The organism is Stutzerimonas sp. Brlt_14 (genome assembly GCF_051948915.1).
Lineage (GTDB): Bacteria > Pseudomonadota > Gammaproteobacteria > Pseudomonadales > Pseudomonadaceae > Stutzerimonas > Stutzerimonas stutzeri.
Window position 1 is genome coordinate 210,834 of the sequence record NZ_JAYJLM010000004.1, and the last position, 25,739, is coordinate 236,572.

Genomic DNA, 25,739 nt, shown 5'->3' on the forward strand with positions numbered 1-25,739 from the left:
CCTTCCGGTTCGTTCGGAAACCGACTGACCTTTTTGTGGTCAATCGCTGTCACAGGCTGGTTCGCCGGATAGCGTCTTTTCATCATGTTGCTTGAGGGCTCCAGACTCGGAGCCTTGCTGGGTTCGTTACGCGGCGTCAGGCTCGTACCATGGAGGTTGTATGCAGCAGCGCCCGTCTTTTGAAAGCCTGTTCCGGCTGTCGCCGAACGCCTATGTTCTGCTCGACCGCGATCTGGTCATCCTGGATGCCAACGCGGCCTACCTGGCCCTGACCGGCCGCAGGCTGGAGGAGATCCAGGGGCAGCGCCTTCACGAAGCGTTCGCAGCAGATCCGCTCAGCCCCGAGACGACTCGTGTGCAGGAGCTGCTCGACTCCTTTGCCCGCGTGCTCAGCCGTAAGGCCATCGATACGCTGCCGGTAATCCGTTATTCCATTGCCCGCCACACGTCGCTCGGGTCTGTCTACGAGGATCGCTACTGGAGCGCCACGCACACGCCGATCCTGGATGAGCAGGGCGAAGTCGTGGCCATCCTGCAGCACACCTCGGACATCACCGAGCTGCAGGCCATGAAGGATTCGCTGAAGCAGGCTGCAGGGCATCAGCCTGTGCAGCAGCTCGAGCAAGGCGTCATGTCCCGCGCCAGGCTGCTGCAATCCGAGGGCGAGCAGTTGCGGCGCCTCTTCGCGCAGGCGCCTGGATTCGTCTGTTTCCTGCGCGGACCGAATCACGTCTACGAACTGATCAACGATGCCTACCGAGAGGTGACCGGGCATCGCCAGCTGCTGGGCAAGACGGTTCGCGAGGGCCTGCCCGAAGTTGTCGACCAGGGGCTGATCGACCTGCTGGACGAGGTCTACCGCACCGGGCAATCCTACATCGGCAAGCGCGTGTCGCTGTTTCTCAAGCGCCAAGCGGACCGGGAGCCGGAAGAGACGATTCTGGACTTCGTGCTGCAGCCGATCATCGAGAACGAGGGCAACGTCACCGGCATCTTCGTGCAGGGTCAGGATGTAACCGAGCAGCAGCGCAACGAATCGGAATTGCAGCGCTATCGTGAACATCTCGAGGAGCTGGTGCGCGAGCGGACCCTGGCGCTCGAGCAGAGCGAGGCGGAGCGGCAGGTCGCCGAACAGGCTCTGCAGCAGGCGCAGCGACTGGAGGCGGTGGGCAAGCTGACCGGCGGCATCGCCCACGACTTCAACAACATGCTGCAGATCATCGGTGGCAACCTGCAGTTGCTGCGTCGCAGTCTCGGTGGCGACGAGACCGCTGCCCGACGTCTGGATTCGGCCGTCAGCGGCGTGGAGAAAGGCGCCCGGCTGGCTTCGCAGTTGCTGGCCTTCGCCAGTCGTCAGCCATTGCTGCCAAGGCAGGTGCATCTGCCCCAGCTGCTCGAGCAGATGCATGAATTGCTCAACGGCGCGCTGGGTTCGGCCGTACAGCTGGAGCTCGAAGTGCTCGGCCAGCCCTGGCCGGTGTTCGTCGATGTCGGCAATCTGCAGAGCGTGGTGCTGAATCTGGCCGCGAATGCGCGTGATGCGATGTCTGGCAGCGGCCGCGTGGTGCTGCGCCTGGAGAATCGTCTGGTCGCTGCCGATGCCGCGTCGGGGCAGGGCGGCGACTATGTGCTGCTCAGCGTGATCGATGAAGGCAGCGGCATGAGCGAGGACGTCCGCGCCCGGGCGTTCGAGCCCTTCTTCACTACCAAGCAGGCGAGCAACGCATCCGGCCTCGGGCTGAGCATGGTCTATGGCTTCGTCAAGCAGAGCGGCGGTTTCGTCAGCCTGGAAAGCGGCGAGCGCGGGGGCACCGCCGTGCGTGTGCATCTGCCCCGTCATATTGACGAGCAGGCATGCGCGGCTGATAGGGAGTTTTCGGCTGAACCAGCGCCAGCGTCTGCGGGCGCGCCGTCCTCTTCCGGGGCTGTGCCAGAGGCCGATGGCGGTGCGCTCAAGATTCTCTTCGTCGAGGACGATCCCACGCTGCGCATGCTGACCGGCGAGGTGATGATGGAGCTCGGTCATGATGTCGTGGCCAGCGAGACAGCCGAGGAAGCGCTCGAGGCGCTCGCGCGGGAGCCGTTCGATGTGCTGCTGACCGATGTCGGTCTGGCCGGCATGAGTGGCATCGACCTGGCGCGCGAGGCGGTGACGCGGCATCCGCGACTGTCCGTGGTGATCGCCTCGGGCTACGCCGTCAACGCTTCGGACGTCGGCGTCGAGCGGTTGCGCACCATGCTCAAACCCTACGATATCCACCAGGTGCGCGAGCTGCTCGACGGCATTCGCGCCGAGCGCGAGGCGCTACGTGGCTGATTACCACGTGCTGGTTAAATAATCACCAGTTTGCCTTGCGCCGCTGTTGCCCCTTCTCTAGAATGGCGCCCCTTGCCTGGATGGCAGGCGTTTGCGCGCCTTTCTGCAAGCAAGACAACAAGTCATTCACTCCTTGCCTGACCGCATCGTCGGCAGGCTGCAACCCGTAAGGAGCAGTTATGCGTCATTACGAAATCATCTTTCTGGTTCACCCGGACCAGAGCGAGCAGGTCGGCGGCATGGTGGAGCGTTACACCAAGCTGATCGAAGAAGACGGTGGCAAGATCCATCGTCTGGAAGACTGGGGCCGTCGTCAGCTGGCTTATGCCATCAACAACGTGCACAAGGCTCACTATGTGATGCTGAACGTCGAGTGCAGCGGCAAGGCCCTGGCCGAGCTGGAAGACAACTTCCGCTACAACGACGCCGTCATCCGCAACCTGATCATTCGTCGCGACGAAGCCGTGACCGAGCAGTCCGAAATGCTCAAGGCCGAGGAAAACCGTAGCGAGCGCCGCGAGCGTCGTGATCGCCCTGACAACACTGACGGCTCCAACGAGAACGACAGTGACAGCGATAACAACGCTGACGAGTAATCCACGGATCTATTGAGGAGCCTATTTCATGGCACGTTTTTTCCGTCGTCGTAAGTTCTGCCGCTTCACCGCCGAAGGCGTGAAAGAGATCGATTACAAGGATCTCAACACCCTGAAGGCCTACATCTCCGAGACCGGCAAGATCGTTCCTAGCCGCATCACCGGAACCAAGGCACGTTATCAGCGTCAGCTGGCCACCGCTATCAAGCGCGCCCGCTACCTGGCCCTGCTGCCCTACACCGACAGCCACGGCCGTTGATCCGGCTGGTCGACAGAAGTAAGGGATAAATCGCATGCGCGCCCTGGCTGAGTTCATCATGCGCGGCCGCATGCAGGCCATCTTCGTGGTGGCCGGTGCTGCGGCACTGCCCATGTTGTTCTGGCTGAGCGCTGCCGCAGGCAGTCTCGTGCTGCTGCGACGCGGGCTGAACGATGCGTTGAGTGTGCTGGTCTGGGCGGTGATACCGGCCCTGGCCTGGTGGTACTTCGGCGATCCGCGAACCCTGCTGGTACTGCTCGGTTCGCTGGGGCTGGCGCTCCTGCTGCGCAGTCATGCGTCGTGGGTGCGAGTGATGGTATGTAGCGTGGGCCTCGGACTGCTGTATGTCTGGGCGCTCAGTGCGGTGTTCGGCGAGCCGATTGCGGCGCTGGCCAGCGAACTGCAGAAAGTGTTGCCCGACGCGCTGTCGGGGGCCTATCAGCAGCTTTCGGTGGAAGAGCGCGGGCGTCTGGAGTCGCTGTTGGTGCCCGTGCTGACCGGCCTGCTGGCCGCGTTGCTGCAGATCGTCACCCTGCTGAGCCTGATGCTGGGGCGCTATTGGCAGGCCGCGCTGTACAACCCGGGTGGTTTCGGCAGCGAGTTTCGTGCGCTGCGGTTTCCTCCGATTCTGGCGATGCTGCTGTTGGTGGGCATGCTGCTGGGGCCGAATCTCGGTGCGCAGCTGGCCGTGCTGACGCCGCTGTGCAGTGTACCGCTGGTGTTCGCCGGTCTCGCGCTGATGCACGGACTGGTGGCTCAGGGGCGCCTGCCGCGGTTCTGGCTGGTGGGGCTGTACGTCACGCTGGTGCTGTTCATGCAGTTGATTTATCCGCTACTGGCCGTTTTGGCCATTGTCGACAGTCTGTTTGATTTTCGTGGTCGCGCGGCCGGCAAGAACGGCGCGGGACCTGCGAACGGTGAAGGTTAAAAGTTAAGAGGTAAGACTCAAATGGAAGTCATCCTGCTGGAAAAGATCGCCAACCTGGGCAACCTGGGCGACAAGGTAAACGTCAAGGCCGGTTACGGCCGTAACTACCTGCTGCCGCAAGGCAAGGCTACCGCTGCGACCCCGGCCAACATCGCCGAGTTCGAAGCCCGCCGCGCCGAGCTGGAAAAAGCTGCTGCCGAGAAGAAGGCTTCTGCCGAAACTCGCGCTGCTCAGCTGGCCGAACTGGAAGTCACCATCACCGCTACCGCGGGCGATGAGGGCAAGCTGTTCGGTTCCATCGGCACTGCCGACATCGCCGATGCCCTGACCGCCTCCGGCGTCGAAGTGGCCAAGAGCGAAGTTCGTCTGCCGAACGGCACCATTCGCCAGACCGGCGAATACGACGTGGCTGTGCACCTGCACACCGACGTCGAAGCGACCGTCAAGCTGATCGTCGTAGCCGGCTAAGCCGTCGTCTGGCACCGCTGGTGCCTGACGAGTAACATCGGGCACGTTTCCACGCGAGTGGAACGTGCCCTTTGTTTTTTCCGTAGTTTCGACTTTCGAGTGCCATGAACGACATCAGTGTCCCCCAGCAGTACGATCTGGAAACCGCCGCGCTCAAGGTGCCGCCACACTCCATCGAGGCTGAGCAGGCGGTGCTTGGCGGTCTGATGCTGGACAACAATGCCTGGGAGCGCGTGCTCGACCAGGTATCCGACGGCGACTTCTATCGCCACGATCATCGCCTCATCTTCCGCGCCATCTTCGCCCTGGCCGAACGCAACTCGCCGTTCGACGTGGTCACCCTGTCCGAACAGCTGGACAAGGAGGGGCACCTGTCCCAGGTCGGCGGCCTTGCCTATCTCGGCGAACTGGCCAAGAACACACCGTCGGTGGCGAACATCAAGGCGTACGCGCAGATCATTCGTGAGCGGGCGACGCTGCGCCAGCTGATCGGCATCAGCAACGAGATCGCCGACAGCGCCTATGCCCCGCAGGGCCGCACCGGCGAGGAGATCCTCGACGAAGCCGAGCGACTGATCTTCCAGATTGCCGAAGCGCGACCGAAGACCGGCGGGCCGATCGGCATCAACGACATTCTGGTCAAGGCCATCGACCGCATCGACACCCTGTTCAATGCTGGCGAGGCGATCACCGGCCTGTCCACCGGTTTCACCGATCTGGACGAAGCCACCAGCGGCCTGCAGCCGGCCGACCTGATCATCGTTGCCGGCCGTCCGTCCATGGGCAAGACCACCTTCGCCATGAACCTGGTGGAAAACGCCGTGCTGCGTACCGACAAGGCGGTGCTGGTGTTCTCTCTGGAAATGCCCGCCGACTCCATCGTCATTCGTATGCTCGCTTCGCTCGGGCGCATCGACCAGACCAAGGTGCGCGCCGGTAAGCTCGATGACGATGACTGGCCGCGACTGACCTCGGCCGTCAACCTGCTCAACGATCGCAAGTTGTTCATCGACGATACCGCTGGCATCAGCCCCTCGGAGATGCGTGCGCGGACCCGTCGCCTGGCCCGCGAGCACGGCGAGATCGCGCTGATCATGGTCGACTACCTGCAGCTGATGCAGATTCCAGGGTCCAGCGGCGACAGCCGGGTCAACGAGATTTCCGAAATCTCGCGCTCGCTAAAGGGCCTGGCGAAGGAATTCAACTGTCCGGTGATCGCTCTGTCGCAGCTCAACCGCTCGCTGGAGCAGCGACCCAACAAGCGCCCGGTGAACTCAGACCTTCGTGAATCGGGGGCGATCGAGCAGGATGCGGACATCATCATGTTCGTCTACCGCGACGAGGTGTATCACCCGGAAACCGAGTACAAGGGCGTCGCCGAGATCATCATCGGCAAGCAGCGGAACGGCCCGATCGGCACCACCCGGCTGGCCTTCCTCGGCAAGTACTCGCGCTTCGAGAACCTCGCGCCGGGCAGCTATCAGTTCGACGACGACTAGTCGTCCGCCTCGCTCGGCGTCGGGGCAGGGTGTCGTCCATGCCCCTCGCCGAGTTCCGGTCTGCACGGTCGTGCCGAGCGGAGTAAGATTCCAGCCTCACCCGCCGTTGTACAGGAACAGTCCCATGCGTCCGCTGGTTGCCACGGTCGACCTGACCGCGCTTCGTCACAACTACCTGCTCGCCAAACAATGCGCACCCCAGCGCAAGGCCTTCGCCGTGGTCAAGGCCAACGCCTATGGCCATGGTGCGCCAGAGGCGGTAACGGCATTGCGCGAGATTGCCGATGGTTTCGCCGTGGCCTGCCTGGAAGAGGCGGAGGTGATTCGCGGATGCGCACCCGAGGCGCGCATCCTGCTGCTGGAAGGCTGCTTCGAGCCATCCGAGTATCTGCGCGCGGCCGAGCTGGGGCTGGACATCGCCGTTCAGGACGCGCGCCAGGCCGACTGGCTGCTGGCCGCCGACCTGGGGCGGCCACTGAACGTCTGGCTCAAGCTGGATTCGGGCATGCACCGGCTGGGCTTCAGCGTGGACGGCCTGCGCGAGTGTCACGCGCGGCTCAAGGGAGCGGCCCAGGTCGGCGAACTCAATCTGATCAGTCACTTCGCCTGCGCCGACGAGCGTGGCCATGCGCTGACCGAAACCCAGCTGGAGCGCTACGCAGAGCTGCTGGAGCTCCCGTTCGAGCACTGTTCGCTGGCCAATTCCGCCGCCGTGCTGACCCTGCCGCAGGCGCATATGGCCTGGATCCGGCCTGGCATCATGCTCTACGGTGCGACGCCGTTCGCCGAGCTGAGCGCCCGGGAGCTTGGACTGAAACCTGTGATGACGCTGACCGGCGCGCTGATCGCGGTGCGCGACGTGCCGGTCGGTGAAAGCGTTGGCTACGGTGCGAGCTGGGTGGCGCAGCGCCCTTCGCGTATCGGCACCGTCAGCTGCGGCTATGCCGATGGTTATCCGCGTACCGCGCCTTCCGGCACCTCGGTGGTGATCCATGGGCAGCGCGTGCCGCTGGCCGGGCGGGTGTCGATGGACATGCTCGCCGTGGATCTGACCGACCTGCCGCAGGCGCAGCTCGGCGACGCGGTGGAGCTGTGGGGGGCACAGATGCCTATCGATGAGCTCGCCCAGGCCTGCGGCACCATCGGCTACGAGCTGCTGACCAAGGTGACCGGGCGGGTGCCGCGCCGTTATGTCGGCTGATCGGCCGGCGCGCGGCCGTCCTGCTGGACCCAGCTCGCCCGGCCCTGCTGCTTGGCGCGGTAGAGCGCCTCGTCAGCGGCCTTGTAGAGCCGGCTGAACTCCTCGGCATGGTGCGGAAAGAACGCGGCGCCGACGCTCACGGTCACCGCCAGGCTGGTGCCCCGGTAAGGCACCGGCAACGACAGCTCGTGCAACAGGCGTTCGGCGACCTGCCCGGCATCCTGTTCAACGGTTGCCCCGGTCAGCAGTATCGCGAATTCATCCCCGCCCAGCCGGGCTGCCATGTCGCTGCTGCGCACCAGGCTGCGCAGTCGCTGGCCCAGTGTGCGCAACAGGAGATCACCGGCGTCGTGGCCATGGCCGTCGTTGATCGGCTTGAAGTGGTCCAGATCGATCAGTAGCAGCGCAATCGACTCACCGCGCCGCGCGGCCTCGGCGATGGCCGCTTCGACGCGCTCGATGAGGTAGCGGCGATTGGGCAGTTCGGTCAGCGGGTCGTGGAAGGCGGCCTGTTTGAGCTCGATTTCCCGTTCGCTGAGGTCCCGGTTGGCCTGTGCCAGCTCGGCGGTACGCGCCTCCACCGCCAGGCTGAGTTGTTCGGCGCTGGCCTGGACCTGCTTCAGTCGCGCGGACTTCTCCCGGTCGGCATGCTCCAGCGCCGCCGCCCGTTCCTGCTTGAGTATCTGGATGCGCGAGGCCAGGGCGAAGGAGAACAGGATGGATTCGGCCGCCACCGCCAGCGGAAAGACGTAGCCGCTCCAGGCCGCCGGCTGAATCACGCCGGTGGCGCGCAGCAACAGCAGGTTGACGCTGCCCAGGATCACGCCGAAGCCGCAGAGGTAGAGCAGGGCGGGAAAGTAACCCTGGCGCCAGCGGCGGAACGAGGCCCAGAGCGAGGCCGGGATCGCGGTCAGGGCCAGCGCGACGAAGACCCAGGCGCCGAACGCGCGCAGCCCGAAGATGTTGAGCAGCACGGCCGTGACATAGAGGCACAGGGCGAAGGTCAGCAGGCGATGGGCCCAGGGCACGAAACGGCGGGTCTGCAGCAGGGTCTGGGTGAAGCGGCAGGCGCTGAAGCCCCAGAGCGCCGGGATGCTGATGCGATCCAGCCAGAAGGGCACCGGTCCGTTCGGCCAGAGGTACTGAAAGCCGTGTCCGGTCATGCCCAGGATCATCAGCAGCGCGCCGCTGGTGGTCATCACGTACCAGAAATAGGCGGTATCGCGCAGGCTGAGGAAGATGAACAGGTTGTACAGCAGCATGGCCAGGATCAGGCCATAGATCAGGCCGAGAAACAGGTTCTCGCCCACTGCCTGCTCCTGCAGGGCGTCGAGCTGCCAGACCTTGAGCGGAAAGGAGTTGCCGGCCGGATCGTAGCTGCGCAGATAAAAGGTCAGCGGGCGCTGGTCGCTAAGCTCCGGCAGGCGGAACAGCATGCGCCGGTAGGCGTGGTCGCGCCCTTCGTGAAAGCCGACCAGCTCGCCGGATTGACGCTCGGTCCAGCCACCGTTGCCGTCCGGCAAATAGATGCGCAGGTCTTTCAGGGTCACCGAGCCAACTTCCAGCCACCATTGAGACGGCGCGTCGCTGGCCCGCTGCAGCGTGACCCGAACCCACCAGGGGTGCGGGCTCTGGCCGACGCTGGCCTTGCCCTGCGCCGGCTGAAAGCGCGCCTGCACCTCAGGGCGTTGCAGGTCCGTCACCTTCAACTCGGCGCCGGGATCCATCAGCAATTCCACGTGGGCATTCAGACTGCGGCCGCTGTCATGCGCGCCGATCAGGGCAGTATCGGCATGGGCCGGCAAGAGCGTGCCTAGGCACAGCAGCAGGGCGAGGAGGATGGCGTGCACCAGGATCTCCCGGGCTCGATGCGTGGGTCGGGTGGCGCGAGTATAGCGGGCGACAATGACACTGCGCGCGCCCGTCGCCAAGGTCGATAAAGACCCTGCACGCTGGTCGGACTTGGTTATTTTTTGTGCTATATTCCGCGCCCGTTTTCGTTGCCCCGGTTTTCCGCCATGCACGCCGTCAAGCCACTGTTCGACTATCCCAAGTACTGGGCCGAGTGTTTCGGTCCGGCGCCGTTCCTGCCGATGAGCAGGGAGGAGATGGATCAGCTCGGCTGGGACTCGTGCGACATCATCATCGTCACGGGTGATGCCTATGTCGATCATCCGTCCTTCGGCATGGCGATCATCGGTCGTCTGCTCGAGGCGCAGGGCTTTCGCGTGGGCATCATCAGCCAGCCGGACTGGCAGAGCAAAGACGACTTCATGAAGCTCGGCGAGCCGAATCTGTTCTTCGGCGTCGCGGCCGGCAACATGGACTCGATGATCAATCGCTACACCGCCGATCGCAAGGTCCGCTCCGATGACGCTTATACCCCGGGCGGTCTGGCCGGCAAGCGGCCGGATCGCGCCAGTCTGGTCTATAGCCAGCGCTGCAAGGAGGCCTACAAGCATGTGCCGGTGGTGCTCGGCGGCATCGAGGCCTCGCTGCGCCGCATCGCTCATTACGACTACTGGTCGGACAAGGTGCGCCGCTCGATCCTGATGGACGCCACCGCGGACATCCTGCTCTACGGCAATGCTGAGCGCGCCATCGTCGAGGTAGCGCAGCGCCTGGCGCGTGGCGAGCCGGTTGAAGCGATCACCGACGTGCGCGGCACCGCGTTCATTCGCAAGGACACACCCGAAGGCTGGTTCGAAATCGACTCCACTCGCATCGACCGCCCGGGCAAGATCGACAAGATCATCAACCCCTACGTCAACACGCAGGACCTGTCCGCCTGCGCCATCGAGAAGGACAAGGGGCCGCAAGACGACCCGAACGAAGCCCGGCCGGTGGAGCTGCTGCCGCACCCGAAGCTGGAGCGTGACCGCACGGTGATCCGTCTGCCGTCCTTCGAAAAGGTGCGCAACGATCCGGCGCTGTACGCCCACGCCAACCGGGTGCTGCACCTGGAAACCAACCCAGGCAACGCCCGCGCGCTGGTGCAGCGTCACGACGACCGTGAGCTGTGGCTCAATCCGCCGCCGATTCCGCTGACCACCGAGGAAATGGACTACGTGTTCGCCGCGCCCTACGCGCGCGTGCCGCACCCGGCATACAACGGCGCGAAGATTCCCGCCTACGAAATGATCCGCTTCTCGGTGAACATCATGCGCGGCTGCTTCGGTGGCTGCACCTTCTGCTCGATCACCGAGCACGAGGGGCGCATCATCCAGAGCCGCTCCCACGAGTCGATCCTGCACGAGATCGAGGAAATGAAGAACGTGCCGGGCTTCACCGGTGTGGTCTCCGATCTCGGCGGGCCGACTGCCAACATGTATCGCCTGGCCTGCAAGAGCCACGAAATCGAGAAGCACTGCCGCAAGCCGTCCTGCGTGTTCCCCGGCATCTGCGAGAACCTCAATACCGATCACAGCTCGCTGATCGAGCTGTACCGCAAGGCGCGTGCACTGCCGGGCGTGAAGAAGATCCTGATCGCCTCCGGCCTGCGCTACGACCTCGCCGTTGAGTCGCCGGAGTACGTCAAGGAGCTGGTCACCCACCATGTCGGCGGTTATCTGAAGATTGCGCCGGAGCACACCGAGCGTGGTCCGCTGGACAAGATGATGAAGCCGGGCATCGGCACCTATGACCGCTTCAAGCGCATGTTCGAGAAGTACTCGAAAGAGGCGGGCAAGGAGCAGTACCTGATCCCGTACTTCATTGCCGCGCATCCGGGCACGACCGACGAGGACATGCTCAACCTGGCACTGTGGCTCAAGGCCAACGGCTTCCGCGCAGACCAGGTGCAGGCCTTCTATCCCTCGCCAATGGCCACCGCCACCGCGATGTACCACAGCGGCAAGAACCCGCTGCGCAAGGTGACCTACAAGAGCGAGGGTGTGACCATCGTCAAGAGCGAGGAGCAGCGTCGCCTGCACAAGGCCTTCCTGCGCTATCACGACCCCAAGGGTTGGCCGCTCTTGCGCGAGGCTCTGATTCGCATGGGTCGTGCCGACCTGATCGGCAGCGGCAAGCACCAGCTGATTCCGGCGCACCAGCCGGCGGTGGACGGCTACCAGAGCGCGCGACGCAAGAACTCCACGCCGGTCGGCAGCAAGAAGGCCGGGCAGGGTGGCAAGATCCTCACCCAGCACAACGGCTTGCCGCCGCGCAGCCACGACGGCAACGCCTGGGACAAGCGCGAGCAGGCCAAGGCCGCCGCCGAGGCGCGGCGCAAGGCGGCCAATGGTGGCAAGCCCGCCGGCAAGGGCCGCAAGCCGCAGCGTCCGGTCGCGCCGCGCTAGCGGGCATCGTCTGGAGCGCCCATCGGCAAGCGCGCCGGCTAGAAGCGAAAGGCCTGGGTCGCTCGATCCAGCTCGCTGCCCAGTTGCAGCATCTCGGCGCTCTGCTCCCGGCCGCGGCTGATGTGCCCCAGGTTGGCATCGCCCAGCTGATGGATACGTTCGCTGTGGCCACGGATTTCGCCCACCGCTTCGCCCTGCTGGGCCGTGGCCTGGGCGATCTGCTCGGCCATATGGTTGATGCTGGCTATGGTCGAGACGATCTGTTCCAGGGCCTGATCGGCGCTTTGCGCCAGGCTGGCCGTGCTTTCGGCATGCTCGACCTGACTGCGCATCGCCTCCACGGACTGCCGCGCGGCCTGCTGCAGACGGCCGATCAGCTGCTGGATTTCCTCGGTGGCCCCGCTGGTACGCTGTGCCAGTGAGCGCACTTCGTCCGCGACCACCGCGAAGCCGCGGCCGTGACCACCGGCGCGGGCTGCTTCGATCGCCGCATTGAGCGCCAGCAGATTGGTCTGCTCGGCAATCGCGCGAATGACCGTCAGGACCTTGCCAATAGTGACGGTTTCGTCGGCCAGTCGTTCGATTGCCACAGCGTTGCCCTGCACCTCGCTGACCAGCCCATGCAGGCCGGTCAGGCTCTCGCCGATGACCTGCTGGCCGTGCTGCACCGCACGCGCCGCTGCGCGGCTGGCTTGGGCGGCTTCGCCGGCGCCATCGGCCACCTGCTGGATGGTCGCCTCCAGCTCGCCGAGCGAGTCGCGAATCTGCGCGGTGTCGCCGGTCTGGCGCTGGGCGCCGTCATGCAGGCTGCTGCTCATCTCGTCCAGGCTGCGGCTGCTTTCGGCGACGCGCGTCGCCTGCTTGCGCAGCGTGCCGACCAGTTCCAGCAGGTAGGTACGCAGCTGGTTCAGCGAGGTCTCGATGTCGTCGATCTCGCGAATCCGGCTCGCGATGCGTACCTCTGCGCTGAAGTCACCTCGCGCCCAGTTGGACAAAGCCGGCACCAGCTGGCCGAGGGCTCGAGTCAGCTGACGCTGCAGGCGGTCGATGGCCAGAGCGATGAGCAGGATCAGCGCAATGATGCCGATCTGGATCAGGCGCACTTCGCTCTGGATGCGGCTGTGTTCGGCCCGTACCGCGGGCTCCAGCGCGGCCAGCGCCTGCTCGACGCTGGCGATCTTCTGCGCGCTGCTGTCGAGCAGCGCGCTACGCTGGCGGATCAGCTCGCGGGTGCGCTGCAGCTCGGCCGGGTAGCGCTTGATCAGGCTGGCGAACTCGCGCTTGAGGGCAATACCACGGTCTTCGCTGTGCTGATCCGCTGCCGCCCCCAGGTCGAGCAGCGCGGCAAAGGTGCTGGTGGCGGACTGGTTCTGGGTGAGCACGCCGAGCAGCGGCAGCGTGTCGAGTCGTGCCGCCTCCTGCTCCAGGCTGCGCAGCACCTGCTCCACCTCGGAGTTCAGCTCGTCACGGCCGCTGCTCACCAGCTTGCCGCGGGCGTGGCTCAGACGAAACAGCTGCTGCCCGGCGGCGAACAGGGGGCGCTGGTAGTCTGCGGCGCGTGGATGATCGGCGTGCGCGCGGTAGTCGTCGAGCTGCGAGAGCACGCCGGCCATTTCGCGCTCGGCCTGCAGCAGCAGCCCTTGCGGGTCGCCGGCCAGCTTGCCCGCGGCCAGCAGCTCGTCGGCGGTGAAGCGCGACAGTTCGGCGAGACTGGGACGCAGCCGCGCTGCCAGGTCCTCCGGTAGCGCGCTGCTGTCATCGGCGAATTCGGTGAGCGCCTGCTGCGCCTGGCTGTGGCGCAGCGCGTCACCGCTGGCGAGGTAGCCGTGAATGTTGTCCACCGCCTGCTGCTGAAACTGCTGGGACAGCGCCAGATAGCGCACCATCAGCAGGTAGGGACGCTCCATGGCGCGCTCGGACCACCAGAGCGTCGCGCCCAGTGCCAGACACACCGCGATCAGCAGCAGGGTATTGAGAGTGGTGAGCGACTTCAGGCGCATGCTCGCCTCGCAAAGCAATTCGGAGGCCTTGCAAGGTATGGCAGTTTGATGTCATTCGCGTGACAGCCGGCCGCTCCGACGATCGCTACACGACCCGCGACGTTGGCGGCCGCGCCTGTATTGGCGGCTAGTAACGCTCGACGCGGTTACGACCGGCGTGCTTGGCACGATAGAGCGCCTCGTCGGCCTGCTGGGTAAGCGTCTTGACCTCGGCATCGGCGGTCAGCTCGGTGATGCCGCAGCTGAAGGTGCAGCTCAGATCGCGCGGCTGCGCCGGGAAACGGATCTCGGCGAAACGCTGGCGGATCTCGTTCAGCACCTTGCAGGCGGCCTCTGCCGGGGTGTCTGGCAGCACCACGGCGAACTCCTCGCCACCGTAGCGGCCGATGTGATCGGTCTTGCGCAGGCGCTGCTTGAGAAACAGCGCCAGGCTCTTGATGACCCGGTCACCCATGGGGTGGCCGAAGGTGTCGTTGACCTGCTTGAAGTGATCGATGTCGAGCATGGCGAAGCTCAGCGGTCGATTGTCGCGACGGGCGCGGAAGCGAGCATCCTCGAGCAGCTGCAGGCTGTGGGTGTGGTTGTACAGACCGGTGAGGCTGTCGCGCACGATGCGCGCCTTCAGGCTGCGCGCGCGGGTGGCGCGGGTGCGTACCGTGGCGATCAGGTGGCTCGGCTTGATCGGCTTGGTGAGAAAGTCGTCGCCGCCTTCGCCCATGGCGTCCAACTGCTTGTCCAGATCGTCCTCGGCGGACAGGTAGATGATCGGCACGCTGACGTAGCGCTCATGCTGACGGATTACCTTGGCCAGCTCGGTGCCCTGGCAGTCGGGCATGTACATGTCGAGGATGATCAGGTCCGGCTGGAACTCGGCGAGTGCGCCGATGGCCTGGATCGGCTCGGTCAGGGTCTGGGTGACGATGCCGGCGTTGTTCAGCACCCGCTCGGTATGCGTCGCCTGGGCACGCGAGTCATCGATGATCAGCACGCGAATCGGCTCGTAATGCGCGGTGCGGGTGAAGATCTCGATCTTCTCCAGCAGGCTGCTGGCGTCCAGGGTGCCGGTGAAGAACTCCAGACCGCCGGCGCGGACGGCGGCCAGGCGAGTCGGCGTGTCGGTTTCGGCGTGGCTGAAGAACAGCATGGGCAGCTTCGGCTCCAGACCGAGTTGCACCTGTTCGGCGAGGCGCAGCCCTTCGCCCGGTCCGTTGAAGTCCACCTCCATCACGATGGCGGCCGGGTGCCGGCGATGCATCGCCGTGCGGAACGCGGCGACATTGCTGAAAGCCTGTGCGGACATGCTGAAGAAGTCCAGCTGGCGTACCAGATGCTCGGCGCGCTCCTGGTCTTGCAGGGCGATGTACACCGGCTTGCTCAGCGGCGGCAGGAACGACTGGTTGTGCGGATCGCTGTGGCGCAGTCCGGTGCGGGCAAGGCGATAGATCAGCTGACTCAGTGTGGAGATGGTGCTGCTGGACAGACGCCCGCGGTTGTCGCGGATGTCGCTCAGGCAATCCTCGATGTTCAACGCCAGCTCGCTGTGCTCGGTCTGCTCGAAGCGATCGGCAAAGCGCCGAAGACGAGTCGTCGCTTCGGTCAACGCGGCATGGTAGTCCTCGTTCCATTCACTGCGTTGCAGTTGCTGCCAGACCTCCAGCACTTCCCGTGCCTGGTGGATGACCCGCTGGGCGAAATGCTGTTTAAGCTCTTCCTGATCCGACATCGCGATTATTCCTGGCGCGCCAGGTGCGCTGCCCTGGTGCATTGTAATGGCGGCATGCTATCACCGTCGGTGCGCTTTGGAAGGGCGTTGCGCGGTAGTGGTTCTCAATTTGGCGCTGAGCACGCCTGGGCCCTGCGTTATAGTAAAGACATGCCTGCGCAACGTCTCCGGTGCCGGGCGGTCGAACCCCTGAACTCGCCAGAAGGACACACAGCCCATGTCGGATTGGAAGAATCGCTTCGCTCGCCTCGGCCGCTCCAACGGCTCGGCCGGAGCGGCTGGCCAACGCGCAGGCAACCCGCTTCTGCTGATTCTTGCCGCTCTGCTGGGCATCTACCTGCTGGTGACGCTGCTGCTGGGATGGTACTGGAGTCGCGAGCCGGACCTGTTTCCGGTACAGCAGCATACGCGCCAGGCGGCGGAGGCTTCGCAGCGCCAGCTGGTCAGCGGCTATACCACGGTGGAAACCCTCAAGCGCGTGGCCAGTACCCTGCTGGACAAGCCCGGCGGCTATCTGAGCAATGACATCGCCCCGCCGGGGCTGTGGCTGGACAACATGCCGAGCTGGGAATACGGCGTGCTGGTGCAGGTTCGTGATCTGGCGCGGGCGCTGCGCAAGGATTTCGCCCGTTCGCAGTCACAGTCCACTGAGGACCCGGATCTGGCCAAGGCCGAGCCGCTGTTCAACTTCGACAACCGCAGCTGGACCCTGCCCGCCTCGGAAAGTGAATACCGCAACGGCATCCGCAGTCTGGATCGCTATCTGGCGCGCCTCAGCGAGCCGGAGCCCAAGGCGTTGTTCTATACCCGCGCCGACAACCTGAACAACTGGTTGGGTGACGCGGCGACCCGCCTCGGATCGTTGTCCCAGCGCCTGTCGGCAAGTGTCGGTCGGGTGCGCCTGGATGCCGATATCGCACCGGAGCAGGAGCGGGCCGGTATCGTGCCGCAGGTCAAGGAGCAGGTGGTCGAGACGCCTTGGATGCAGATCGACAATGTGTTCTTCGAGGCACGTGGTCAGGCCTGGGCGCTGTCACATCTGCTGCGGGCGATCGAGGTGGACTTCGCCGACGTGCTGGCCAAGAAGAACGCCACGATCAGCGTCAGGCAGATCATTCGTGAGCTGGAGGCGGCGCAGGAGCCGCTGTGGAGCCCGATGGTGCTCAACGGCAGCGGCTACGGCGTGCTGGCCAATCACTCGCTGGTGATGGCCAACTACATCTCCCGCGCCAACGCGGCGATCATCGATCTGCGCAACCTGCTGTCGCAGGGGTAGGGCGCAGCGTTCGTATCCGGTGGCAGGCGTCTACGCCTGCCACTCAGTCCAGTCCGAGTTTCTTCAGGCGGTAGCGCATCGAGCGGAAGGTCAGCCCCAGTCGCTGGGCGGCCGCGGTGCGGTTCCAGCGTGTTTCTTCGAGGGCCTGCATGATCAGCTTGCGCTCGATCTCCTCCAGGTGGTCCTCCAGGTTGTCGATCTGCGCCAGGCTGGCTTCGCCGTTTTCCGGCAGGCCGGGGCTATCCGCCAGGCGCAGGTCGCCAGCCTTGATCTCGTCGCCTTCGCACAGGGTGTAGGCGCGTTCGAGCATGTTCTCCAGCTCGCGGACGTTGCCCGGAAAGCGATAGTTCTCCAGCTTGGCCAGGGCATCGGGATGCAGGCGGGCCGTGGCCTCGCCGCATTCCTGCGCCAGACGGCGCAGCATGACATCGGCGAGCAGGCCGATGTCTTCGCGGCGTTCGCGCAGTGGCGGTACACGCAGTTCGATGACGTTCAGGCGGTAGTAGAGATCCTGGCGAAAACGGCCTGCGGCGACCTCGCTGGCGAGATCCTTGTGGGTGGCGCAGAGGATGCGTACATCGACCATCACTTCCTGCGCACCGCCAACGGCACGCACGGCCTTTTCCTGGATGGCGCGCAGCAGCTTGACCTGCATCGGCAGCGGCAGGTCCGCCACCTCGTCGAGAAACAGCGTGCCACCGTTGGCGGCCTGGAACAGGCCGGGCTTGTCCTCGATGGCGCCGCTGAAGCTGCCCTTCTTGTGGCCGAAGAACTCGCTTTCCATCAGCTCCGACGGAATGGCACCGCAGTTGACCGGCACGAATGGCTTTTCGCTGCGCGGGCCCTGCTCGTGAATCAGGCGTGCCACCAGTTCCTTGCCGCTGCCCGACTCGCCGCTGATGTAGACGGGTGCCTGGCTGCGGGCGAGCTTGCCGATCTGCTTGCGCAAGGTTTTCATCGGCGGCGAGCTGCCCAGCAGGCGACTGTCCACCGGCGCTTCGGCTGCGGGCGCGCGCAGGCGCAGGGCGGTACTGACCAGCTCGCGCAGGCGGTTCAGGTCCACCGGTTTGGTGAGGAAGTCGAACGCACCGGCCTTGAGTGCACCGATGGCGGTATCCAGGCTGCCATAGGCGGTGATCATCGCCACGGGCAGTTGTGGGTACTGTTGCTGGATGTGCTGGACCAGCTCAAGGCCACTGCCGTCGGGCAGGCGCATATCGGTCAGGCACAGGTCGTAGTGCTCGCGTGCCAGCAGCTCGCGCGCCTCCTTGAGGTTGCGTGCGCTGCGGGTATCGAGCTTCATGCGGCCGAGGGTGATCTCCAGCAGCTCGCGGATGTCCGGCTCGTCGTCGATGATCAGGGCTTTCTGGCGCGCGGTCATGGTCTTGCTCTGGTTCCTGAAGCGGGGGTCGCCTTCCGGGCGGCTGGCGAGCATGTTAACTCTCCCGGCGCCGCCGTGGCTGCCGCTTTGGTCGATGTGTGATGCGTTGCCGGCAACTGTTCTGCTGCGCCTAGCTCAGCTTGCGCGGGTGCGCGAAGACGATGCGGAAGCAGCTGCCGCCTTCGGCGCGCTCGCGGTAGTCCAGGCGTGCCTGGTTGCTCTCGCACAGCTCGCGGGAGATGTACAGCCCGAGCCCGGTGCCTTTGCTCTCGGTGGTGAAGAAGGGTTCGAAAACGTTGTGCAACTGCTCGGCGGCGATGCCGGGTCCATCGTCGAGGACCTCAACGACCGGCAGATCGCTGGCTTCGTCGCGAAACAGGCGGAGCCAGACCTGAGCGCGATCGTGCTCCTTGCCGCTGTAGCGCAGGCCGTTCTGCACCAGGTTGGTGAGCACCTGGGTCAGCTGGTTGGGGTCCATGCGCGTCTGCAGCGAGCTGCCGATGGTTTCCAGGTGAACCGTCTGCTGTGGGCTGAGCCCCTGGCGGAACTCGCTGACGAAGCGATGCAGCCAGTATTTGAGATCCAGCAGCTGGGGCTCCGCCTGGCGGCGCCGGGAAAGCTGCAGCACGTTCTCGATGACCAGATTCATCCGCCGCGAGTGGTCCTGGATGATCTGCGCCAGCCGCCGATCCGGGCCGTCCAGCTCTTCGGATTCCTGTAGCAGTTGAGCAGCATGGCTGATGGCGCCCAGCGGATTGCGGATTTCATGGGCAATGCTGGCTGTGAGTCGTCCGAGGGAGGCGAGCTTGAGTTGCTGGGCCTTCTGGGCGATCTGCGAGATGTCCTCGAGGAACACCAGAGTGTCGAGCTTGTTGCCGTGCTGCAGGGCGGCGAAACTCGGCTGCAGCGTCGGTCCGCCGGGGGTGGCCTTGAGGTTCGGCGGGCGCAGTGTGGGATTGCCACGCCAGTGCTGCAGTGCCTTGAGCAGCTCCGGGCAGCGTGGCGCGAGACGCTCGCCGGCCAGCGATTCCTGGCCGAGCAACTGCAGCGCTCCCTGGTTGGCCAGGAGCACGCGCTCCTGCGGGTCCAACACCATGATGCCGGTGCGCATGCGCTGCAGGATCAGCGCGTTGAGGGCCTCGAGGTTGGCGACCTCCTCGGCGCGCTGGCGGGCCAGAGTCTCGCTGACCTGCAGGCGCCGAGTCAGTCCCTGGACGAGAAAGGCTGCGGCGAAGCACAGCGTGCCGAGCGCACCGGCCTGGACGTACTGGCTGCTGGCTTCGGAACGGCTGATGCTCAGGTAGAAGGTCAGGTAGATCAGGCCGGTGGCAGCGACCGCGGCGATGAAGAAACCGACCCGCCCCCGCAGGAGAATATTGGCGATGGCGACGGCGACGATCAGCAGGTTGCCGATGCCGCTCGGCGTTCCTCCGCCAAAATAGAACAATCCCGACAGCAGGATCACGTCCATCAGCGCCAGGCTGAGCACTGGCAGGTCGCGCTTGGGGCTCTGCACCAGCACCGCGACGATGATGTTGAGGATCAGATAGAGCCAGGCACCGTACTGGAACAGCCGCGGATTGCTCATCTGCAGCAGATCGTTGTGCAGGTCGCTGCTGATCAGCAGCACCAGCGCGAGGCCAATGGTCAGGCGGTAGAGGTGATACAGGCGAAGGATGCGCCGCCCCTGATCGCCGAAGAAGGTGAGGTTCTCAGTGCCCACCAGAGGTGCTGTCCTGCTCGAGGTGAGCCTGGCTGCAGTACCAGCGGTCATGGGCCTGCAGGGCCTGGTTCTGCGGCACGTGCACGCCGCATTGAGCGCAGCGGACCATCGGCAGGCTGCCCTGCTGTTGCGCGGTAGGCGTCTTCTTTCGGGTCAGGCGGCGCCACAGCCAGAACGCGGCGGCGATCAGTGCGATCCAGAACAGCAGTCGAAACAGCCCCATATCGATTCCTTCCTGTTTATGCGTGGCGACCGGCCACCGGTCTAGCCAGGGCCGGTCCTGGCCCGGTGCGCCGACGGCGACGAGCACAGGGCTCGACGCAGCGGCGCATGGTCAGCCCATTTCAGTCGAACAGGCCGAAGGTCAGGCGGCTCCACCAGGAGCGCTTCGGCTCCTGCTGTTCCACTTCCTTGAGTACGGGGCGCAGTTCTTCCGGCAGATCACGCGCAGCGTTCTCGTACTGGCGCAACACGTCACGGTTGGCACGGGAGGTGTCGGGACGCGGCGCTTCGCCTTCGATCAGGCCGAGCGTGGCCTTGCTCAGCCAGCTGCGGGTGTCTTCTTCGCGCTCGATGGGGGTGAACTTGCCGTCCTCGAGGGTGGCATGATCCGGGTAGTTGAGTTGAAGGGTCTTGAGGCTGGCATCGGCGAGGTCATCGAGGCCAAGGCGCTGGTAGGCCTCGGTCATCACAGCCAGCCCGTCCGCCACGGCCGGTGTGCCCTGGAAGTTTTCCACCACATAGCGCCCGCGGTTGGCGGCGGCCACGTAGGCCTGGCGCTTGAGGTAGTAGTGGGCGACGTGAATCTCGTTGGCTGCCAGGAGGTTGCGCAGGTAGATCATGCGCGCCTTGGCATCCGGCGAATAACGGCTGTACGGATAGCGGCTGGTGAGCTGGGCGAATTCGTTGAACGAGTCGCGGGCAGCGCCCGGGTCGCGCTTGGTCATGTCCAGCGGCAAGAAGCGAGCGAGCAGGCCGCGGTCCTGATCGAACGAGGCCAGGCCCTTGAGGTAGTAGGCGTAGTCGACGTTCGGGTGCTGCGGATGCAGGCGGATGAAGCGCTCGGCAGCCGAACGTGCAGCTTCCGGCTCGGCGTTGCGGTAATAGGCGTAGATCAGCTCGAGCTGCGCCTGCTCGGCGAAACGACCGAACGGGTAACGCGACTCCAGCGCCTTGAGCTTGCTGATGGCGCTGGTATAGCTCTTGTTGTCCAGGTCGGCCTGTGCTTGCTGGTACAGCTCGACCTCGCCCAGGTTTTCGTCGACGGTTTCGTTGGATGAACAGGCGGCGGTAAGGGCGAAAATGGCGATCAGCAGCAGGTGTTTCACTTGCATGGCGGCTTGCGTCCCTGTGACGGCTGGCTGTCTCGCGCGGAGCCGTCCTGTTATGATGGGCGCCCCGGTGCGCCGGGACAAAGACGCCGTATTTAAACACAAGCGTGTAGCCGAAACCAAAGGCCGCTCCGCCATCTGCGGTCCTCCGGGCATCCATCAGCAACGGATGCCGCTCGCCTCTCTCTGACGAATCTATCTCGCCGTATGTCCACGATCTCCAAACAGGCCATTCAACTCCGTGCCGAGGTGCCGTTTGACCTAGGCGGGCAACGTCTCGATCAGGTCGCGGCGCAGCTCTTCTCCGAACACTCGCGTTCGCGCCTCGCGGCCTGGATCAAGGATGGTCTGCTGACGGTGGATGGCGCCGTGCTGCGCCCCCGCGACACCGTGCATGCCGGTGCGGTGCTCGAGCTGAGCGCCGAACAGCAGGCGCAGGGCGAATGGGTGGCGCAGGACATTCCGCTCGACATCGTCTATGAAGACGACCAGATTCTGGTGATCGACAAGCCGGCCGGGCTGGTGGTGCATCCGGCGGCCGGGCATGCCGACGGCACGCTGCTCAACGCGTTGCTGCATCACGTACCTGACCTGATCAACGTGCCGCGCGCCGGCATCGTTCATCGTCTGGACAAGGACACCACCGGGCTGATGGTGGTGGCCAAGACGCTGCAGGCACAGACCCGCCTGGTGGAGCAGCTGCAGGCGCGCAGTGTCAGCCGTATCTACGAAGCCATCGTCATCGGCGTAATCATCACCGGCGGCACCGTGGATGCGCCGATCGGCCGTCACGGCCAGCAGCGCCAGCGCATGGCGGTGGTGGAGGGGGGCAAGCCCGCGGTCAGTCACTATCGTGTGCTCGAGCGCTTCCGCTCGCACACCCATGTGCGGGTCAAGCTGGAAACCGGGCGTACCCACCAGATTCGTGTGCACATGACCCACCTCGGCTACCCGCTGGTGGGCGATCCGCTGTATGCCGGGCGTTTCCGTATTCCGCCCGCTGCCAATCCGACACTGGTGCAGACGCTGCGCGAGTTCCCACGGCAGGCGCTGCATGCCCGCTTCCTCGAGCTGGATCATCCGGTGACCGGGCAGCGCATGAAGTGGGAGTCGCCATTGCCGGACGACTTCGTCTGGCTGCTGACGCTCCTGCAACAGGATCGCGAGGCCTTCGTCGGGTGACTGTCGGCAACGAGAATTGGCTGTTGCCCGACTGGCCAGCGCCGGCACGCGTTCGTGCCTGCGTGACGACCCGCCAGGGGGGTGTCAGCGCGGCTCCGTTCGACAGTTTCAATCTCGGCGATCATGTCGGCGATGATCCGGCTGCGGTGGCCAGCAATCGCCAGCATCTGCGCGATGTGCTGGGTTGCCAGCCGATCTGGCTGGAACAGGTGCATTCCTGTGTGGCCGTGAAGGCAAGTCCCGGCGTCTGCGCCACTGCCGATGCCAGCTGGAGCGAGACGCCGGGCGAAGCCTGTGCGGTGCTCACCGCCGACTGCCTGCCGGTGCTGTTCTGTGACCGCGCCGCCAGTCGTGTCGCGGCGGCGCACGCGGGCTGGCGCGGGCTGGCTGGCGGCGTGCTGGAAACAACGCTCGAGGCGCTGGCGATTCGTGCCGAAGACGTGCTGGTCTGGCTGGGGCCGGCGATCGGGCCCGCTGCTTTCGAAGTGGGGGGCGAGGTGCGCGAGGCATTCGTCGCGCGGCACCCGGCGGCTGCGGCGGCATTCGTGCCGAGCCGCAACGAGGGGCGCTTCATGGCCGATCTGTATCAGCTTGCGCGCATTCGCCTGGCCGCGGTCGGAGTCGAAGCCGTCTACGGCGGCGGGCTGTGCACCTTCGGCGATCCGCGTTTCTATTCCTATCGCCGTGCCTCGCGCACGGGGCGCTTCGCCAGTCTGATCTGGCTGGAGCCTTAGCCCTTCCTAGCGGTTCGACAGCGCCGTGACTCCGCGGTCCCGGCATGACCTGCATCAATGTCATCCGCCTTGAATCTCCAACAATCATCCTCATCTATGCTCCATCTCGCGGGTTATTTGTAAGGCGCGATTCATGGTGCCGGCCCGCTTTACCTGAGGATGAACATTCATGCGTATCGATCGATTGACCAGCAAGCTTCAGCTTGCGCTCTCCGATGCCCAATCCATTGCCGTTGGCCTGGATCACCCTTCCATCGAGCCGTTGCACCTGATGCAGGCTCTGCTGGAGCAGCAGGGCGGTTCGATCAAGCCCTTGTTGATGCAGGTCGGCTTCGACATCAACGCGCTGCGCCAGGCCCTGACCAAGGAGCTGGACCAGCTGCCCAAGCTGCAGAACCCCACCGGTGACATGAACCTGTCGCAGGATCTGGCGCGTCTGCTCAACCAGGCCGATCGCCTCGCCCAGCAGAAGGGCGACCAGTACATCTCCAGCGAACTGGTACTGCTTGCCGCGCTGGACAACAACACCCGTTTGGGCAAGCTCCTGCTGGCCCAGGGCGTGAGCAAGAAGGCCCTGGAGAACGCCATCAGCAACCTGCGCGGTGGCGCGGCGGTCAATGACCCCAATGCCGAGGAGTCGCGTCAGGCGTTGGACAAGTACACCGTCGACATGACCAAACGCGCCGAGGAGGGCAAGCTCGATCCGGTGATCGGCCGTGACGACGAAATCCGCCGCACCATTCAGGTCCTGCAACGGCGCACCAAGAACAACCCGGTGCTGATCGGCGAGCCCGGTGTCGGCAAGACCGCCATTGTCGAAGGGCTGGCCCAGCGCATCGTCAATGGCGAGGTGCCGGATGGCCTGAAGGACAAGCGTCTGCTGGCGCTGGACATGGGCTCGCTGATCGCCGGTGCGAAGTTCCGCGGCGAGTTCGAGGAGCGTCTCAAGGCCGTGCTCAACGAGCTGTCCAAGCAGGAAGGCCGAGTCATCCTGTTCATCGACGAGCTGCACACGATGGTCGGTGCCGGCAAGGCCGAGGGCGCCATGGATGCCGGCAACATGCTAAAGCCCGCTCTTGCCCGGGGTGAGTTGCACTGTGTCGGCGCCACCACCCTCGACGAGTACCGTCAGTACATCGAGAAGGATGCCGCCCTGGAGCGCCGCTTCCAGAAGGTTCTGGTGGACGAGCCGAGCGAGGAGGACACCATTGCCATCCTGCGCGGCCTCAAGGAGCGCTACGAGGTGCACCACGGCGTGACCATCACCGATGGCGCCATCATCGCCGCGGCCAAGCTCAGCCATCGCTACATCACGGATCGTCAGCTGCCGGACAAGGCCATCGACCTGATCGACGAGGCCGCCAGCCGCATCCGCATGGAGATCGACTCCAAGCCGGAAGAGCTGGATCGTCTCGACCGCCGGCTGATCCAGCTGAAGATCGAGCGCGAGGCGCTGAAGAAGGAGGACGACGAGGCCACCAAGAAGCGCCTGGCCAAGCTTGAGGACGATATCGCCAAGCTGGAGAAGGAATATTCGGATCTGGAGGAGATCTGGAAATCGGAAAAAGCCGAGGTCCAGGGCTCCGCGCAGATCCAGCAGAAGATCGAGCAGGCCAAGGCCGACCTCGAGGCGGCGCGGCGCAAGGGCGACCTGGCGCGCATGGCCGAGCTGCAGTACGGCATCATCCCAGACCTCGAGCGCAGCCTGGAAATGGTCGACCAGCACGGCAAGAAGGAAAACCAGCTGCTGCGCAACAAGGTGACCGATGAGGAGATCGCCGAGGTGGTCTCCAAGTGGACCGGCATTCCTGTGTCGAAGATGCTCGAAGGCGAGCGGGACAAACTGCTGCGCATGGAAGACATGCTGCACACACGTGTCATCGGCCAGCATGAGGCGGTAGTGGCAGTGGCCAATGCCGTGCGCCGGTCGCGCGCCGGGCTGGCCGACCCGAACCGGCCGAGCGGTTCCTTCCTCTTCCTCGGTCCGACCGGTGTGGGTAAGACCGAGCTGTGCAAGGCACTGGCCGAATTCCTCTTCGACACCGAAGAGGCGATGATCCGCATCGACATGTCCGAGTTCATGGAGAAACATTCGGTCGCGCGTCTGATCGGCGCACCGCCGGGCTACGTCGGCTACGAGGAGGGCGGCTACCTGACCGAGGCTGTGCGTCGCAAACCCTACTCGGTCGTGCTGATGGACGAGGTGGAGAAGGCTCATCCGGACGTGTTCAACGTGCTGCTGCAGGTGCTCGAGGATGGTCGTCTGACCGACAGCCATGGGCGGACCGTAGACTTCAAGAACACCGTGATCGTCATGACCTCGAACCTGGGCTCGGCGCAGATCCAGGAGCTGGTTGGCGACCCCGATGCGCAGCGCGCTGCGGTGATGGATGCGGTGGCGCACCACTTCCGTCCGGAGTTCATCAACCGTATCGACGAGGTGGTGGTGTTCGATCCGCTCGGTCGCGAGCAGATCGCCGGCATCGCGGAGATCCAGTTGGGCCGGCTGCGCAAGCGCCTGGCCGAGCGCGAGCTGAGCCTGGAGCTGAGCCAGGAGGCGATGGACAAGCTGATCGCCGTCGGCTACGACCCGGTTTACGGTGCGCGGCCGCTCAAGCGCGCGATCCAGCGCTGGATCGAGAACCCGCTGGCGCAGCAGATCCTCGCGGGTCAGTTCGCCCCGGGCAGCAGCGTCAAGGCTCGGGTGGAGGGCGAGCAGATCGTCTTCGATTGAGGCCCAGGGCAATCCGCATGGCATGACGAATGCCATGCGGTCGTCCGATCAACGGGTCGCGGTCGCGAGCCGGACGCAAACTGTTGTCG

At 64.9% G+C, this 25,739-nt stretch carries 19 protein-coding genes; 12 read left to right on the forward strand and 7 right to left on the reverse strand.

The window, feature by feature from the left end; genetic code table 11:
- Positions 1-160: 160 nt before the first annotated feature.
- From VF716_RS11380 to alr, 7 genes are all read left to right on the forward strand, one after another.
- Positions 161-2,317 (forward strand): PAS domain-containing protein, encoded by a 2,157-nt coding sequence (locus VF716_RS11380; protein WP_440552707.1) that lies wholly within the window; start codon positions 161-163, stop codon positions 2,315-2,317.
- Between the two features lie 179 nt (positions 2,318-2,496).
- Complete coding sequence (rpsF, locus tag VF716_RS11385; RefSeq protein ID WP_011914674.1) at positions 2,497-2,913, forward strand: 30S ribosomal protein S6; 417 nt, start codon at positions 2,497-2,499, stop codon at positions 2,911-2,913.
- 28 nt (positions 2,914-2,941) lie between these two features.
- Positions 2,942-3,172, forward strand: a complete 231-nt coding sequence (gene rpsR / locus VF716_RS11390; protein ID WP_003283112.1) for a 30S ribosomal protein S18 — start codon at positions 2,942-2,944, stop codon at positions 3,170-3,172.
- A 34-nt stretch (positions 3,173-3,206) separates the two neighbouring features.
- Positions 3,207-4,100, forward strand: a complete 894-nt coding sequence (locus VF716_RS11395) for a hypothetical protein (protein WP_011914673.1) — start codon at positions 3,207-3,209, stop codon at positions 4,098-4,100.
- Between the two features lie 21 nt (positions 4,101-4,121).
- Positions 4,122-4,568 (forward strand): 50S ribosomal protein L9, encoded by a 447-nt coding sequence (gene rplI, locus VF716_RS11400; protein WP_011914672.1) that lies wholly within the window; start codon positions 4,122-4,124, stop codon positions 4,566-4,568.
- A 104-nt stretch (positions 4,569-4,672) separates the two neighbouring features.
- Positions 4,673-6,067, forward strand: coding sequence for a replicative DNA helicase (gene dnaB, locus VF716_RS11405; protein WP_013984082.1), 1,395 nt, complete (start codon positions 4,673-4,675; stop codon positions 6,065-6,067).
- A 124-nt stretch (positions 6,068-6,191) separates the two neighbouring features.
- Positions 6,192-7,268: an alanine racemase gene (gene alr / locus VF716_RS11410; protein WP_068506196.1), complete on the forward strand. Its 1,077-nt coding sequence runs from the start codon at positions 6,192-6,194 to the stop codon at positions 7,266-7,268.
- Here alr and VF716_RS11415 read toward each other — a convergent pair.
- Positions 7,256-9,118 carry a diguanylate cyclase domain-containing protein gene (locus VF716_RS11415; RefSeq protein ID WP_440552708.1) on the reverse strand — a complete coding sequence of 621 codons (1,863 nt, stop codon included), beginning with the start codon at positions 9,116-9,118 and terminating at the stop codon, positions 7,256-7,258. The two genes, alr and VF716_RS11415, sit on opposite strands and share 13 nt — an antisense overlap.
- A 168-nt stretch (positions 9,119-9,286) precedes the next feature.
- On the opposite strand from VF716_RS11415, the gene VF716_RS11420 reads away from it, so the two are divergent.
- Positions 9,287-11,566 carry a YgiQ family radical SAM protein gene (locus tag VF716_RS11420; RefSeq protein WP_014597757.1) on the forward strand — a complete coding sequence of 760 codons (2,280 nt, stop codon included), beginning with the start codon at positions 9,287-9,289 and terminating at the stop codon, positions 11,564-11,566.
- Between the two features lie 38 nt (positions 11,567-11,604).
- On the opposite strand, the gene VF716_RS11425 is transcribed toward VF716_RS11420, so the two are convergent.
- Both VF716_RS11425 and VF716_RS11430 read right to left on the reverse strand, forming a co-directional pair.
- A complete protein-coding gene (locus VF716_RS11425; protein WP_108242335.1) occupies positions 11,605-13,566 on the reverse strand; it encodes a methyl-accepting chemotaxis protein in 1,962 nt (653 codons plus the stop codon).
- Positions 13,567-13,693: 127 nt separating this feature from the next.
- Complete coding sequence (locus VF716_RS11430) at positions 13,694-15,289, reverse strand: response regulator (RefSeq protein ID WP_014597755.1); 1,596 nt, start codon at positions 15,287-15,289, stop codon at positions 13,694-13,696.
- Between the two features lie 217 nt (positions 15,290-15,506).
- Between VF716_RS11430 and VF716_RS11435 the strand changes: the two genes are divergently transcribed.
- A complete protein-coding gene (locus tag VF716_RS11435; protein WP_011914666.1) occupies positions 15,507-16,565 on the forward strand; it encodes a DUF2333 family protein in 1,059 nt (352 codons plus the stop codon).
- A gap of 43 nt (positions 16,566-16,608) precedes the next feature.
- Here the strand turns inward: VF716_RS11435 and VF716_RS11440 are convergent, their stop codons facing one another.
- The 4 genes from VF716_RS11440 to VF716_RS11455 form a co-directional block, all read right to left on the reverse strand.
- A complete protein-coding gene (locus tag VF716_RS11440; RefSeq protein WP_026006503.1) occupies positions 16,609-17,946 on the reverse strand; it encodes a sigma-54-dependent transcriptional regulator in 1,338 nt (445 codons plus the stop codon).
- 130 nt (positions 17,947-18,076) lie between these two features.
- Positions 18,077-19,669 carry a sensor histidine kinase gene (locus VF716_RS11445; RefSeq protein WP_061372990.1) on the reverse strand — a complete coding sequence of 531 codons (1,593 nt, stop codon included), beginning with the start codon at positions 19,667-19,669 and terminating at the stop codon, positions 18,077-18,079.
- Entirely contained in the window at positions 19,659-19,892 is a 234-nt protein-coding gene (locus VF716_RS11450) for a PP0621 family protein (RefSeq protein ID WP_013984074.1), read from the reverse strand. The genes VF716_RS11445 and VF716_RS11450 overlap by 11 nt, the downstream gene beginning before the upstream one ends.
- A gap of 121 nt (positions 19,893-20,013) precedes the next feature.
- Entirely contained in the window at positions 20,014-21,003 is a 990-nt protein-coding gene (locus VF716_RS11455; RefSeq protein ID WP_020305926.1) for an outer membrane protein assembly factor BamD, read from the reverse strand.
- A gap of 204 nt (positions 21,004-21,207) precedes the next feature.
- Between VF716_RS11455 and rluD the strand changes: the two genes are divergently transcribed.
- The 3 genes from rluD to clpB all read left to right on the forward strand — a co-directional run bounded on the left by rluD (position 21,208) and on the right by clpB (position 25,650).
- Positions 21,208-22,182 carry a 23S rRNA pseudouridine(1911/1915/1917) synthase RluD gene (gene rluD, locus VF716_RS11460; RefSeq protein WP_011914661.1) on the forward strand — a complete coding sequence of 325 codons (975 nt, stop codon included), beginning with the start codon at positions 21,208-21,210 and terminating at the stop codon, positions 22,180-22,182.
- Complete coding sequence (gene pgeF, locus VF716_RS11465; protein WP_017244513.1) at positions 22,179-22,916, forward strand: peptidoglycan editing factor PgeF; 738 nt, start codon at positions 22,179-22,181, stop codon at positions 22,914-22,916. The genes rluD and pgeF overlap by 4 nt, the downstream gene beginning before the upstream one ends.
- 169 nt (positions 22,917-23,085) lie before the next feature.
- Positions 23,086-25,650: an ATP-dependent chaperone ClpB gene (gene clpB / locus VF716_RS11470; RefSeq protein WP_020305930.1), complete on the forward strand. Its 2,565-nt coding sequence runs from the start codon at positions 23,086-23,088 to the stop codon at positions 25,648-25,650.
- Positions 25,651-25,739: the final 89 nt, after the last annotated feature.